At 69.8% G+C, this 14237-nt stretch carries 11 protein-coding genes; all 11 read left to right on the forward strand.

The window, feature by feature from the left end:
* The first annotated feature begins 16 nt into the window (after positions 1 to 16).
* Entirely contained in the window at positions 17 to 1417 is a 1401-nt protein-coding gene (locus ACSSS0_RS19965; RefSeq protein WP_487229361.1) for a replication-associated recombination protein A, read from the forward strand.
* Positions 1418 to 1765: 348 nt separating this feature from the next.
* Positions 1766 to 2719 (forward strand): ABC transporter permease, encoded by a 954-nt coding sequence (locus tag ACSSS0_RS19970; protein WP_487229362.1) that lies wholly within the window; start codon positions 1766 to 1768, stop codon positions 2717 to 2719.
* Between the two features lie 71 nt (positions 2720 to 2790).
* On the forward strand, positions 2791 to 4569 hold the full coding sequence (locus tag ACSSS0_RS19975) for an ABC transporter substrate-binding protein (RefSeq protein WP_487229363.1): 1779 nt from the start codon (positions 2791 to 2793) through the stop codon (positions 4567 to 4569).
* Between the two features lie 113 nt (positions 4570 to 4682).
* Positions 4683 to 5669: an ABC transporter permease gene (locus tag ACSSS0_RS19980; RefSeq protein WP_487229364.1), complete on the forward strand. Its 987-nt coding sequence runs from the start codon at positions 4683 to 4685 to the stop codon at positions 5667 to 5669.
* Positions 5666 to 6736, forward strand: a complete 1071-nt coding sequence (locus ACSSS0_RS19985) for an ABC transporter ATP-binding protein (protein WP_487229365.1) — start codon at positions 5666 to 5668, stop codon at positions 6734 to 6736. The genes ACSSS0_RS19980 and ACSSS0_RS19985 overlap by 4 nt, the downstream gene beginning before the upstream one ends.
* Positions 6733 to 7785, forward strand: coding sequence for an ABC transporter ATP-binding protein (locus ACSSS0_RS19990; protein ID WP_487229366.1), 1053 nt, complete (start codon positions 6733 to 6735; stop codon positions 7783 to 7785). The genes ACSSS0_RS19985 and ACSSS0_RS19990 overlap by 4 nt, the downstream gene beginning before the upstream one ends.
* A 422-nt stretch (positions 7786 to 8207) precedes the next feature.
* Positions 8208 to 10880: an alanine--tRNA ligase gene (alaS, locus tag ACSSS0_RS19995; protein WP_487229367.1), complete on the forward strand. Its 2673-nt coding sequence runs from the start codon at positions 8208 to 8210 to the stop codon at positions 10878 to 10880.
* Position 10881: 1 nt separating this feature from the next.
* A complete protein-coding gene (ruvX, locus tag ACSSS0_RS20000; RefSeq protein WP_435986260.1) occupies positions 10882 to 11388 on the forward strand; it encodes a Holliday junction resolvase RuvX in 507 nt (168 codons plus the stop codon).
* Positions 11385 to 12608: an endolytic transglycosylase MltG gene (mltG, locus tag ACSSS0_RS20005; protein ID WP_487229368.1), complete on the forward strand. Its 1224-nt coding sequence runs from the start codon at positions 11385 to 11387 to the stop codon at positions 12606 to 12608. The genes ruvX and mltG overlap by 4 nt, the downstream gene beginning before the upstream one ends.
* Positions 12602 to 13468 (forward strand): shikimate dehydrogenase, encoded by an 867-nt coding sequence (locus tag ACSSS0_RS20010; RefSeq protein WP_487229369.1) that lies wholly within the window; start codon positions 12602 to 12604, stop codon positions 13466 to 13468. The genes mltG and ACSSS0_RS20010 overlap by 7 nt, the downstream gene beginning before the upstream one ends.
* Positions 13465 to 14178 carry a prepilin peptidase gene (locus ACSSS0_RS20015; protein WP_487229370.1) on the forward strand — a complete coding sequence of 238 codons (714 nt, stop codon included), beginning with the start codon at positions 13465 to 13467 and terminating at the stop codon, positions 14176 to 14178. The genes ACSSS0_RS20010 and ACSSS0_RS20015 overlap by 4 nt, the downstream gene beginning before the upstream one ends.
* Positions 14179 to 14237 lie beyond the last annotated feature (59 nt).

Below are 14237 nucleotides of genomic sequence, written 5' to 3' on the forward strand. Positions count from 1 at the left end.
ATAGCCTTCCACAGTGATGTCGAACAGCACGGAGGACCTCTTCGGTGCGGCCTCCGCCGCCGAGCGCGGCGAGCAGCCGGCGTCGGCCGGCGTCGCCCCGCTCGCCGTCCGGATGCGCCCCCGATCCCTCGACGAGGTGCGGGGCCAGGCCAAGGTGCTGCGTCCCGGCAGTCCGCTGCGCCGGCTCATCGAGGGCTCGGGCGGTGCCGCCGGCCCGCTGTCGGCGATCCTCTGGGGCCCTCCCGGGACGGGCAAGACGACCCTCGCCCACCTCGTCGCCACGGCCGCCGAACGCCGCTTCGTCGAGCTGTCGGCCGTCACGGCCGGGGTCAAGGACGTCCGTTCGGTCATGGAGTCGGCCGTGCGCGAGCGCGACCTCTACGCCCGCCAGACGGTGCTCTTCCTCGACGAGATCCACCGCTTCACCAAGGCGCAGCAGGACGCGCTCCTGCCCGGGGTGGAGAACCGCACCGTCATCCTCGTGGCCGCCACGACCGAGAACCCGTCGTTCAGCATCATCGCGCCGCTGCTGTCGCGGTCGGTGCTCGTCACGCTGGAGTCGCTGTCCGACGACGAGATCGCCGAGCTGCTCGCCGCGGCCCTCACCGACGAGCGGGGGTTCGGCGGCGCGCACACGATGGCCGCCGACGCCACCGAGCACCTCGTGCGGATCGCCGGCGGCGACGCCCGCCGGGCGCTGACCTCCCTCGAGGCCGCTGCCGGCGTCGCGCTCGACGCGCAGCCTGCCGGTCGCGTGTCCGACGACCCCGTCGAGATCACCCTCGCCCACGTCGAGCAGGCCGTCGCCCAGGCGGCCGTCCGCTACGACCGCGCCGGAGACCAGCACTACGACGTCGCGAGCGCCCTCATCAAGTCGATGCGGGGCAGCGACGTCGACGCCGCCCTGCACTACCTCGCGCGGATGCTCGAGGCGGGGGAGGACCCCCGCTTCATCGCCCGCCGCATCGTCATCTCGGCGAGCGAGGACGTCGGGATGGGCGACCCGACCGCCCTGCAGACGGCCGTCGCCGCGATGCACGCGGTGGCCCAGATCGGCATGCCGGAGGCGCGGATCATCCTCGCCCAGGCGGTCGTGCACAACGCCATGGCACCCAAGTCCAACGCGGCATACCTCGGGATCAACGAGGCGATCGCCGACGTGCGCGCGGGCCGTGGTGGCGTCGTCCCCGCGCACCTGCGGGGGAGCGGCTACGCCGGGGCCGAGCGGCTCGGCCACGGCAAGGGGTACGTCTACGCCCACGACGAGCCCGACGGGGTCGCTGCGCAGCAGTACCTCCCGGACGACCTCCACGACGCCGTCAGCTACTACCGCCCCACCGACCGCGGGTTCGAGGAGCGTCTCCGGGCGCGCTGGGAATGGCTCTCGGGACGACTGGGGCGCACGCGCGGGGAGTGACCGGAGGGACCGTCGGCCCGTGCGTCGTCGGGGATTGTTTCGGGCCTGCGCGGCATGAACGGACAATGTGTGGCGGGACGTCGTGCTCGGTAACGATTTGTCATCCATGCACGTCTCGATGCTTGGACAGCGCGAAACTGTGTGGCAGGCTCGCGTCGTCCCGGCGGGGGTGGCATCCGGATCATCTGGTGTGCTCCCGAGGGCGGCTCGGGTGACCAATCCCCGGGTCGGATGTGATCCCACAAGGATGGAGACAACGCGTTGAACGCAATGCCGGAGCCCTCAGCAGCCACGCTGGTAGAGGAATCCGAGGAGAACGCTTCGACCACCGCGCCTGAGCACCAGGAGGTGCGCACCGGCCGTTCTCCCGGTCAGGTGGCCTGGGCCCGGCTCAAGCGGGACAAGGTCGCGATCGTCTGCTCCGCCATCATCCTCTTCTTCCTGCTCGTCGCGATCTTCGCCCCGTTCCTCGTCTCGCTCGAGGCCGTCGACCCCATCACCGGGGCCAAGGCCGATCCCAGCACCGTGCACACCGAGCTCGTCGACTTCAACGGCCTGCCGACCGTCGGGGCGAGCTCGGCCCACTGGCTCGGCGTCGAGCCGCGCCTCGGACGCGACCTCTTCGCCCGCTGGGCCTACGGCGCCCGGCCCTCGCTCATCATCGGCTTCGTCGCGGCCTTCGCGTCGACCCTCATCGGCGTGACGCTCGGACTTGTCGCCGGCTACCTCGGCGGCGCCTCCGACAAGGTCGTCTCGTGGGTCATCGACTTCTTCCTGTCGCTGCCGATCCTGCTGCTCGTCCTCGCGATCATCCCGATCATGCAGAAGCGCATCGCCGCGGGTGGCAACCTGACGGCTCAGGAGACCTCGACGGTCCGGTTCTGGGTCCTCATCGTCATCCTCGTCGTCTTCGGCTGGATGGGCCTGGCGCGACTCGTACGCGGCGAGGTCAAGAGCCTGCGCGAGCGAGAGTTCGTCCAGGCCGCCCGGGCCATCGGTGTCCCGACCCGTTCGATCCTCTTCCGCGAGATCCTGCCCAACCTCGTCGGTCCGATCATCGTCTCGGCGTCGATCGCGGTCCCGGCCTACATCACCTACGAGGCGACGCTGAGCTACCTCGGTGCCGGTCTCGTCGAGCCCACCGCGTCATGGGGCCGCACCATCGCCGACGCGCAGAACCTCTTCGCCACGTACCCCCTGTGGCTCTGGCCGTCGGTCATCGGCCTGTCGCTCCTCGTGCTCGCCCTGAGCCTGCTCGGCGACTCGATCCGCGACGCCTTCGACCCCACCAGCCGCCGCTGACCCCACCGGGTCACGGTCACCAGATGTTCTCGGCAAAGCGCCGGGACAAGCACAAAAGGGAGCAAACAACAATGCGCTGGACCAAAGTCCTGACCGTGGGAGCCGCGGCTTCCCTCGGCTTCGTCGCGGCCTGCGGCGCCCCCGCAGCCAACAACGGCGGTGCCGGCAACGGCACCAACGGCGGAAACGCGCCGGTCGACCAGGCGGGTGCCGCCCTCGACCCGAACGCCAAGGGCCCCGCCCCCGAGGTCCCCGGTGCGAAGAAGGGTGGCATCCTCACGGTGCCCTACGCCTCGACGCCCGCCAACATGGATCCGAGCGACCAGTTCTACCAGGACACGGCCGTCATCTTCTCGCTGACGCATCGTGCCCTGACGACCTACGTCAGCCGTGACGGCAAGCAGGTCCTCGTTCCGGACCTCGCCACGGACCTCGGCAAGGCGTCCGAGGACGGCCTGACCTGGACCTTCACGCTCAAGGACGGCATCAAGTACGAAGACGGCGCGCCGGTCAAGGCCGCCGACATCGTCTTCGCGGCCAAGCGGTCCTTCGACCCCGACCTCGCGGCGAACGGCCCGACGTACCAGCGCGAGTTCTTCAAGGGTGGCGCCGACTACCAGGGCCCCTACAAGGGCGACAAGAACTGGAAGGGTGTCGAGGCCACCGACGACAAGACGATCGTCTTCCACCTCGAGAAGCGCTTCGAGACGCTGCCCTACTTCGTCTCCTTCAACCAGTTCACGCCGATCCCCGAGGCGAAGGACAAGAAGGCCGACTACCAGCTGCACCCGCTCGCCACCGGCCCGTACATGTTCGACAAGTACACCCCGGGCACCGAGCTGGTCCTCAAGCGCAACCCCAACTGGGACCCGGCCACCGACCCGGCGCGCAACGCCTACCCCGACGGGTTCCACTTCAAGTGGGGCGTCGACACCATCAAGACGCAGACGGCCATCCTCGCCTCCAACGGCGACGACGCCACGAGCCTCAACTGGGACCCGATCGACTCCTCGCTCATCCCGCAGATCGAGGGCGACAAGAAGGCCCAGTTCGAGGAGGGCCCCTCCTCGTGCGTGCTCATGGTCAACATGGACGCCCGCAAGATCCCGCTCGAGATCCGCAAGGCCATCGCCGTCGCGTGGCCCTTCGACTCGATCCACAAGGCCGGCGGTGAGACGACGCACTCGTTCTCGCCCGCCAGCACGATCATCCCGCCGCAGATCGCGGGCCACCTGGACTACACGGCCGAGGCAGCCCCGGGCTTCAAGATGAACGGCCAGGGCGACGGCAACCCGACGATGGCCAAGGACATGCTTGCCAAGGCCGGCTACGGCCCCGACAAGCCGTTCGAGCTCATCTACTACTACACGAACGACGACGACATCGCGCAGAAGGTCAACCAGGTCCGCAAGCAGAAGCTCGAGGCCGCGGGCTTCAAGGTTCAGGACATCGGTGTGCCGAACGCCGAGCGTCGCAAGCTCGTCGGCGACCCCAAGGGCAAGTACAACATGCTCCAGTCGCCGCGTGGCTGGTGCTTCGACTGGCCGTCCGCCGACTCGATCATCCCGCCCACCTTCGGCACGATCGCCCTCTCGCAGGGTGGCACGACGTTCGGTAACTTCTCCGACGCCAAGATCGACGCCGAGATCAAGCGCATCCAGAACCTCTCCATCACGGAGCAGGGCCCGGAGTGGGGCAAGATGGACAAGTGGCTGACGGAGAACTACCTGCTGGCCATCCCGGACAACAACGACAAGGGCAACTCGGTCTTCGGCACGAAGGTCATGAACGTCCACAACAACCCGAACAAGGGCATGCCGGACCTCACCGACGTGTGGCTCGACCAGTAAGTCGTCAGTGACAGTTCTCCTCCGGGGGAGCAGGATCTGAACTGAAGCCGTGGTGGGGGTCCGGGTTTCCCGGGCCCCCACCACCGGCGCCCACCTCGTTTGGAAGGCAAAACGTGCTCACGTACATCCTCAGGCGGTTGGCTCTCGCCCTGAGCGTCATCATGGCCACCCTGGTCTCGGCGTTCCTGCTGTTCTTCGCAGGGCCCTCCGACCCGGCCCAGGCCATGTGCCCGGACACCAAGTGCAACCCCGCACGGCTCGAGGCGATCACCAAGAGCATCGGGCTGGACAAGCCCCTCATCGAGCAGTTCCTCACCTACTTCAAGGGCCTCTTCGTCGGACGCGACTTCGTGTACGCCGGCGACACCGTCCACTGCGGCGCCCCTTGCCTCGGGTTCTCCTTCGTGACGCGTCGTTCCGTCAACGAGGAGCTCTTCACCCGCTTCCCGAACACCGTCGTGCTGGCCCTCATGGCCGCCGTGGTGTTCGTCACGGTGGGTGTGACCCTGGGCATCATCGCCGCGGTTCGCCGCGGCTCCGCAGCCGACCGCAGTCTCGTCGGTGCCTCCCAGGTGATGGGCTCGATCCCGTACTACGTCCTCGCGCTGCTCGTCGCGCTCTACCCGGTCATCCTGTGGAACATCCTTCCCCAGTACTCCTCCATATCCGCCGGAGTCGGCCCCTACTTCATGGGCATGCTCGCCCCGGCCCTGATCCTCGGGCTCGTCACGGCGTCGTCCTACGTCCGCTACACCCGCAACTCGATGATCGAGACGCTGTCGATGGACTACATCCGCACGGCCCGGTCCAAGGGCATCAACGAGCGCACCGTCCTGTTCAAGCACGGCTTCCGCGCCGCGATGAGCCCGATCGCCACGATCTTGGGCCTCGACATCGCCGCCCTGCTGACCGGTACGCTCATCACCGAGCAGATCTTCGGTGTCGACGGCATCGGCAAGCGCGGCCTCCTGGCCCTGAAGACCTTCGACCTGCCGGTCATCATGGGGACGGTTCTCATCGGAGCCGTCGTCGTCGTAGTCATGAACCTCGTCGTCGACATCGCGTACTCCTTCATCGACCCGCGAGTGAGGCTCTCGTGACCGCGACCGTCAACACCATCTCGACCCAGAGCGCCGAAGCCCGCAACGCCGGCGACGTCGTCCTCGACGTCACCGACCTCTCGGTGGCCTTCCCCACCGAGGAGGGCGTGGTCAGGGCCGTCTCCAACCTCAACTACCAGGCCCGCCTGGGTCGCACGCTCGCCATCGTCGGCGAGTCCGGCTCCGGCAAGTCCGTGAGCAGCATGGCAGTGCTCGGCCTGCACAACCCCAAGCGCACCCAGATCACGGGCAGCATCAAGCTCGACGGCATCGAGCTCGTCGGTGCCCCGGACTCGACCTTCCAGAAGATCCGCAGCACGAAGGCGGCGATGGTCTTCCAGGATCCGCAGAGCTCGCTCCACCCGTTCCACAAGGTGGGCAAGCAGATCGCCGAGGCCTACCAGGCCCACAACAAGGTGAGCAAGCAGGTCGCGCTCAAGCGCGCGGTCGAGATGCTCGACCTCGTCGGCATCCCCAACCCGCAGCGACGTGCCAACTCCTACCCGCACGAGTTCTCGGGCGGCATGCGCCAGCGCGCGATGATCGCGCTCGGCCTCGTCAACAACCCGAAGCTGCTCATCGCCGACGAGCCGACGACGGCTCTCGACGTCACGGTGCAGGCGCAGATCCTCGACCTCGTCAACGACCTCCAGAAGGAGTTCGGCTCGGCGGTCATCCTCATCACGCACGACCTCGCGGTCGTGGCCGAGACGGCCGACGACATCCTCGTGATGTACGCCGGTCGCGGCGTCGAGAAGGGCAGTGCCAAGGAGGTGCTGGCCCAGCCGTCGCACCCCTACACCTACGGTCTGCTCCAGTCCCTGCCCTCCCACTCCGAGGACCTCGCAGAGCTCAAGGCCATCAAGGGCACGCCACCCAGCCTGCTCAACCTGCCCACCGGCTGCTCGTTCCACCCGCGCTGCGAGTTCAAGACGCAGGTCGAGGGTGACGCGTGCTGGACGCGGCTCCCTGAGTGGCGTCCGACGCCGGGTCTGTCCAACCGTGAGATCCGCTGCCACCTGGCTGACCCCGTGGCCACGCTGCAGCACGACGAGGGAGCCCGATGAGCGACAAGACGCTGCTCAAGGTCACCGACCTCCAGCGCTACTTCCCGTTCCGCGAGGTCCAGGGCCTGCGGATGGTCAAGGCGACGGTCAAGGCCGTCGACGGCATCAGCTTCACGGTCAACGAGGGCCAGACCCTCGGCCTCGTGGGCGAGTCCGGGTGCGGCAAGTCGACGACGTCGCGGCTCGTGACGCGGCTCGACGAGCCCACCGGCGGCACGGTCGAGTTCGAGGGGCGTGACATCACGCACCTCAAGGAGCACGAGCTGCGCGACATCCGTCGCAACGTGCAGATGATCTTCCAGGACCCGTACTCCTCGCTGAACCCGAGGCAGACGGTCGGGGCGATCCTCAGCACGCCGCTGCGCGTGCACGGCCTGCACCAGGGCAAGGAGAAGGCCCGCGTGCAGGAGCTGCTCGAGCTCGTCGGCCTCAACCCGGAGCACATCAACCGCTACCCCTCGGAGTTCTCCGGCGGTCAGCGCCAGCGCATCGGCATCGCCCGCGCCCTCGCGGTCGAGCCGAAGCTGATCATCGCGGACGAGCCGGTCTCGGCCCTCGACGTGTCGATCCAGGCGCAGGTGATGAACCTGCTCGCCAAGCTGCGCAACGAGCTCGACCTCGCGTTCATCTTCGTTGCCCACGACCTCGGCGTCGTGCGTCACTTCTGCGACCAGGTCGCGGTGATGTACCTCGGCAAGATCGTCGAGTACGGCGACAAGAAGAAGATCTACGAGGCACCGGAGCACCCCTACACCCAGGCCCTGCTCTCGGCGGCGCCCGACATCAACGTCGCCCGCGGCATCGCCCCGAAGGAGCGCATCCGCCTCGTCGGCGACGTGCCGAGCCCGATCGACCCGCCGAGCGGGTGCCGCTTCCGCACCCGCTGCTGGAAGGCCCAGGACATCTGTGCCCAGCAGGAGCCGCCGCTCGTCTCGGCGACCTCGGAGGCGTCGACCCGCACGTACCGCGAGGCCGGCGTGCACCTGCAGGCGTGCCACTTCCCGGAGGTCAAGACCGACCTCGTGGCTGAGGTCGAGCACACCGCCTGAGCCAAGGCGTGAGCATCGACCGAGCGCCAGCGAGGGAGGAGCGGAGCGCCGCTTCGGCTCAGGCGGGCAGAGACTCCGCCTGACCGACGGGCTGCTGCCCGATGACGTATGCCGCTGGGCCGGCTCCCGCACGCGGGAGCCGGCCCAGCGGCATACCCGGTCAAAGGTGGTGGGACGAGTCTCACGCGGTCCGTTAGGGTTGAACCACCTCGGCGCGAGCGTGCGCCGACGACCGAAGGACGATGACCGTGGCCCACAAGGGACCCAGGCCGACCCGCAGCGGTGGCCTGCAGCCGGCGAGGCGAGCTCTCCGGGGGTCAGCCGCGCCCGAGTGAGGCGCCTCGCTGACCCCGCCCCGCCTGCCCGTCCGCACGTGCGACGGGCCTCCCGCAGACCACACCCGTCGACCCCAAGGACTCATCATGGAAACCGCTGAGATCAGGCGTCGCTGGCTCTCGTACTTCGGCAGCCGCGGCCACACCGTCGTGCCGAGCGCCCCGCTCGTGCACGAGGACCCCAACCTGCTGTTCGTCAACGCCGGCATGGTCCCCTTCAAGCCCTACTTCCTCGGCCAGGAGACCCCGCAGTTCTCGCGCGCCACGAGCGTGCAGAAGTGCGTGCGGACCCTCGACATCGAGGAGGTCGGCAAGACGACCCGGCACGGCACGTTCTTCCAGATGAACGGCAACTTCAGCTTCGGCGACTACTTCAAGGAAGGCGCCATCGAGCTCGCGTGGGAGCTCATCACGCGCAGCCAGGCCGAGGGCGGTCTCGGCTTCGAGGAGAAGGACCTCTACGCGTCCGTCTACCACGAGGACGACGAGGCCATCGCGCTCTGGAAGAAGATCGCGGGCCTCTCCGACGACCGCATCGTGCGCCTCGGACGCAAGGACAACTACTGGAACATGGGCGTCGCCGGTCCCGGCGGCCCCTGCTCCGAGATCCTGCTCGACCGTGGCCGCGAGTTCGGCGCCGACGGCGACTGGGAGGCGGGCGACCGCTACCTCGAGTTCTGGAACCTCGTGTTCATGCAGTACGAGCTCGAGAACGTCCGGTCGAAGGAGGACTTCGACATCGCGGGCGAGCTGCCCAAGCGCAACATCGACACCGGCATGGGGCTCGAGCGCGTCGCGTTCCTGCTCCAGGGCGTCGACAACATCTACGAGACCGACGAGGTCTTCCCGGTCATCGCGGCCGCGGAGGACCTGACGGGCCGTCGCTACGGCTCCGACCACGAGGACGACGTGCGCTTCCGCGTCGTCGCCGACCACGTGCGCAGCTCGCTCATGCTCATCGGTGACGGCGTCACTCCCGGCAACGAGGGCCGCGGCTACGTCCTTCGCCGTCTGCTGCGCCGCGCGGTCCGCTCGATGCGCCTGCTCGGCGTCGACGCGCCCACCCTCGAGCAGCTGCTGCCGGTCAGCATGGAGCGGATGAAGGCCTCCTACCCGGAGCTCGAGACCGACTTCCACCGGATCAGCCAGGTCGCGTACGCCGAGGAGGAGGCCTTCCGGCGCACGCTGAGCTCGGGCACGACCATCCTCGACACGGCGGTGGCGCGGGCCAAGTCGTCCGGGGCGACGACCCTCGGTGGGGCGGAGGCGTTCGCGCTGCACGACACCTACGGCTTCCCGATCGACCTGACCCTCGAGATGGCCGCGGAGCAGGGCCTGCAGGTCGACGAGCCCGGATTCCGCCGGCTCATGGGTGAGCAGCGTGACCGCGCCAAGGCCGACGCGAGGGCGAAGAAGTCGGCGCACGGTGACACGAGCGTCTACCGGCAGCTGTCCGACACCATCGGCCACGACGTCGAGTTCACCGGCTACGACCAGACCCAGACCGACACCCGCATCCGTGGCCTGATCCGCGACGGCGTCGTCGTCGACCGGGTCGGCCCCGGCGACGAGGTCGAGATCGTGCTCGACCGGACGCCGCTCTACGCCGAGTCCGGTGGCCAGCAGGCCGACCACGGCCACATCCGTCTCGCGAACGGCGCCCTCATCGAGGTCACCGACGTCCAGCGTCCCATCACCGGGCTCGTCGTCCACCGCGCGACGGTGCTCGAGGGCGAGGCGGGAGTGGGCGAGGACGCCGAGGCCGAGGTGGACGTCGTGCGCCGCCGGTCGATCTCGCGCGCGCACACCGCGACGCACATGGTGCACCAGGCCCTGCGCGACGAGCTCGGTGACACGGCGACGCAGGCGGGCTCGGAGAACTCCCCGGGCCGGCTCCGCTTCGACTTCAAGTCGCTCCAGGCCGTCCCGGCCGCGGCGATGGGCGAGATCGAGGGACGGATCAACGCCGTGCTGCTCGACGACCTGCCCGTCACGGCCGACGTCATGAACATCGATGCGGCGAAGAAGCTCGGAGCCATGGCGCTCTTCGGCGAGAAGTACGGCGAGCGGGTCCGCGTCGTGTCCATCGGCGAGTGGTCGCGCGAGCTCTGCGTCGGCACGCACACGCCCCGCGTCGGCCAGATCGGTGTCGTCAAGCTGCTCGGTGAGAGCTCGATCGGCTCCGGCGTGCGGCGCGTCGAGGCGCTCGTCGGTGCCGACGCGTACACCCACCTGGCGCGCGAGGCCACGATCGTCAGCCAGCTGACCGACACGCTCGGGGTCCGTCGGGACGAGCTGCCCGACCGCATCGCAGGCATCCTCGGCCGGTTGCGCGAGGCCGAGAAGGAGATCGCCGCCGTGCGCCAGAGCCAGGTGCTGGGGGCCGCGTCCGGTCTCGTCCAGTCGGCTCGCGACATCGACGGCGTGACGTTCGTCAGCCACGACGCCGGTGAGGGCGTCACCGGCGAGGACCTGCGCAAGCTCGTCACCGACGTGCGCGGTCGCCTCGGCAACGACCGGCCGGTGCTCGTGTCGATGGCCTCCGTCGCCTCCGGTCGACCCGTCGTCATCGTCGCGACGAACGAGCGCGCCCGCGAGATCGGTCTCAAGGCCGGCGCCTTCGTCAAGCTCGCCGCCCAGGCACTCGGCGGCGGTGGCGGCGGCAAGGACGACCTCGCCCAGGGCGGAGGCACCGACGCGACTCGTGTCTCGGTGGCTCTCGGCACCGTCGAGGACCAGCTCCGCAACCGAGGCGCCTGACTTGACCGAACCCCGCACCCGTCCCGGTGCACGCGTCGGCGTCGACGTGGGCAATGCCCGCGTCGGCGTCGCGGCGTCCGACGCCTCAGGGGTGCTCGCCCACCCGGTGCGGACCCTGCCCCGGGACGTCGAGGCCGACAGCGACGTCGAGGCCATCGTCGCCCTGACGCAGGAACTGGACGCGATCGAGGTCGTCGTCGGCCTGCCTCGGCTGCTGTCGGGCCAGGAGGGCGAGGCCGCACGCATCGCGCGCGACTACGCCGGTCGGCTGGCGGCCCGTCTGGGTACGGTGGAGGTGCGGATGGTCGATGAACGCTTGACCACCGTGGATGCGCATCGCAGACTACGCGACAGCGGCGTCCCGGGTCGGGGGCAACGGGCCGTCGTCGACCAGGCTGCCGCGGTGCTCATCCTGCAATCGGCCCTCGACACGGAAGCGCTGTCGGGCAGGCCGCCCGGGGAGACCGTCACGCCGGGGGGCAAACGGAAGAAGGAACGTCGCCGATGAAGGACCATCTCGAGACATCCATCTTCGGCGACCACGAAGAGACCGTCGAGCACGTCGAGGAGACGCACGCCGCGCCCCCGATGAGCCGACGCGAGATGCGCGAGCAGGAGCTCGCCGCCCGCAAGCGCGGCGGCCGCCGGTCCGGCAAGGACACCAAGAGTGGCGCTCCCAAGGGCAAGCCCTCGATCTTCCGCAGGCTCGTCGTCATGGTGCTGGCGCTCGCCGTCATCGGTGGCGGTGTGGCCGTGGCCTACAAGGCGCTGAGGCCCGTCGTCGAGGGCTTCCTCGAGTCCAACGACTACCCGGGGCCGGGCACGGGAGAGGTCCGCGTGACCGTCGACCAGGGCGCGGGCGGCAGCGCGATCGCCAAGACCCTCGCCGACCAGGACGTCGTCAAGTCGAGCAAGGCCTTCATCGAGGCCGCCAACAACGACCCGAAGAGCGCCGGCATCCAGCCGGGCGTCTACGAGATGAAGAAGCAGATGAAGGCGTCCGACGCCCTCTCGATCCTCGTGGACCCCAAGAACCGCCTCATCACCCGCGTCACCATCCCCGAGGGGCTGTGGGCGAGCGAGATCTACGCCAAGCTCTCCAAGTCCTCGGGCATCCCGGTGGCGCAGTACACCGCGGCGGCCAAGCAGGTCGACGAGCTCGGCCTGCCGCCGTCCGCGAAGGGCAACCTCGAGGGCTACCTCTTCCCGGCCAGCTACGAGTTCGGCCCGACGGCCACGGCGCTCGACCAGCTCAAGCAGATGGTCGCCGAGTCGACGAAGCGTCTCGATGCGCTCGGCATCACGCCCGACCGGATGGAGCGCGTCGTCACGGTCGCGAGCCTCGTCGAGGGTGAGGCCCAGATCGAGGCCGACCGCTCCAAGGTCGCGCGCGTCGTCGAGAACCGGCTCGCGGCGAAGATGTCGCTCGGGTTCGACTCGACGGTCAACTACATCTTCAAGAAGCGTGGCGTGCCCACCCAGCAGATGCTCGACAGCGACAACCCCTACAACACGCGCCGCTTCACCGGCCTGCCGCCCGGACCGATCTCCAACCCGGGCGAGAGCGCCCTCGAGGCGGCCGCCAGCCCGGTGGCCGGGCCGTGGCTCTACTTCGTGACGGTCAACCTCGACACGGGCGAGACGAAGTTCGCCGCGACGTACGAGGAGCACCAGCGCAACGTGGCGCAGTTCCAGAAGTGGTGCACCGACAACAAGGGCAAGTGCTGAGCGAGGGGCGCGGGGTCGCCCGGCACTGCGCGGTGTGGGGCAGCCCGATCGAGCACTCGCTCTCGCCCCTGCTGCACCGGGCGGCATATGCGGCACTCGCCCTGGACGGCTGGTCCTACGAGCGGCGCGAGGTCGACGAGGCCGGCTTCGCGGACGCCTTCGCGGGGCTCGACGAGACCTGGGTCGGCCTCTCCCTGACGATGCCGCTCAAGGAGGTCGCGCTGCGCGCCGCGACCACGGCGACGTCGCTCGCGGTGGCCACGGGGGCGGCCAACACGCTGGTCCGGGACACGGACGACCCGTCTCGCTGGACCGCGCACAACACCGACGTCCACGGCCTCACCACGGCACTGCGTCTCGCCGGGTGCACCGCCCCCGCGAGCCTGCTCGTCGTCGGGTCGGGCGCGACGGCGCGCTCGGCGGTCGCGGCGGTGACGGCCCACGGTGGCCGCATCGTGCTCATGGTCCGTGACCGGGTGCGTCCGGCGACGCTCCGACAGGCCGAGGCCGCCGGACTGGCCGTCGACGTCGTCGGGCTGGGGGAGTGGGCCGCAGCGAGCGAGGTCGACGCCGTCGTCAGCACCGTGCCACCCACGTCGGTGCCCGACCTCGGGGTGTTCCCCGTCGCGTCACAGGCCGGCGGCGGCCGGCCGGTCCTCCTCGACGTCGTCTACGGCTCGGGCGAGACGCCCCTCCAGCGCGCGGCCCGCGAGCGGGGCTGGGCCATCGCCCGGGGCACCGACATGCTCCTGCACCAGGCCACCGAGCAGGTACGCCTCATGACGGGTCGCGAGGCACCCCTGGGCGCCATGTCCGACGCCCTCCGCGCGGCGCTGCGCGAACGGCGCGACGGCTCGTGATCCCGCCGCTCATGTGGGCCGAGGGGCCCGGGGCGCCGTGGTGGTTCGTCGTCGCCCTCGCCGTGGCCGGTGGGCTCGTCGGAGAGGTGCTCCGGCGTCGCCTCGCGACGGGTGGCTACCGCCTCGACGACGAGACCGGTCCGCTGCCGCGGGTCCCGTCGGCCGTCGTGCCGGTCGCCCTCGCCGTCCTCTGGGCGCTGCTCGGCTGGCGGTTCGGACCCCTGTCGGAGTGGGCGCTGACGCCCGCCTACCTCGCGTTCGCCTTCGTCGCGGTCGCCCTCGCCTGGATCGACGCGGACGTGCACCGCCTCCCGCGCGGACTGACGCGGCCGGCATACCCCCTGCTCGTCGCCCAGCTCGCGCTCGCGTCCCTCGCCTCGGGCGACTGGGAGGCGCTGCGCCGGGCGGCCGTCGCCGGCGCCGTCCTCTGGACGATCTACTTCGTGCTCGCCCTCGTGGCGGCGCTGCTCGGCAGCGGCTTCGGCTACGGCGACGTGACGCTCGCCGGGCTCGTCGGTCTCGCGACGGGCTACGTCAGCGTGTCGACGACCCTCGTCGCCTCGTATGCCGCGTTCATCCTCGCGGGGGTCTACGGCCTCGTCCGCCTCGTGCTGCGACGCGGCACCCGCAAGGACGACATCGCGTTCGGCCCGTGGATGCTGCTCGGTCTGCTCATCTCCCTCGTCGTCCAGGTGCGCCCGCTCGTCTGACGGCCGGAGCCGGCCACCGCCCGACGGTCCCGCGGAGCGGGCGGGTCGGGGGCGACGAC

This window comes from Terrabacter sp. R4-6 (assembly GCF_057529065.1).

Coding starts and splice junctions, on each gene's coding strand:
- ACSSS0_RS19965 (WP_487229361.1), top strand. CDS start 17: ATGTCGAACAGCACGGAGGACCTCTTCGGTGCGGCCTCCGCCGCCGAG.
- ACSSS0_RS19975 (WP_487229363.1), top strand. CDS start 2,791: ATGCGCTGGACCAAAGTCCTGACCGTGGGAGCCGCGGCTTCCCTCGGC.
- ACSSS0_RS19990 (WP_487229366.1), top strand. CDS start 6,733: ATGAGCGACAAGACGCTGCTCAAGGTCACCGACCTCCAGCGCTACTTC.
- alaS (WP_487229367.1), top strand. CDS start 8,208: ATGGAAACCGCTGAGATCAGGCGTCGCTGGCTCTCGTACTTCGGCAGC.
- mltG (WP_487229368.1), top strand. CDS start 11,385: ATGAAGGACCATCTCGAGACATCCATCTTCGGCGACCACGAAGAGACC.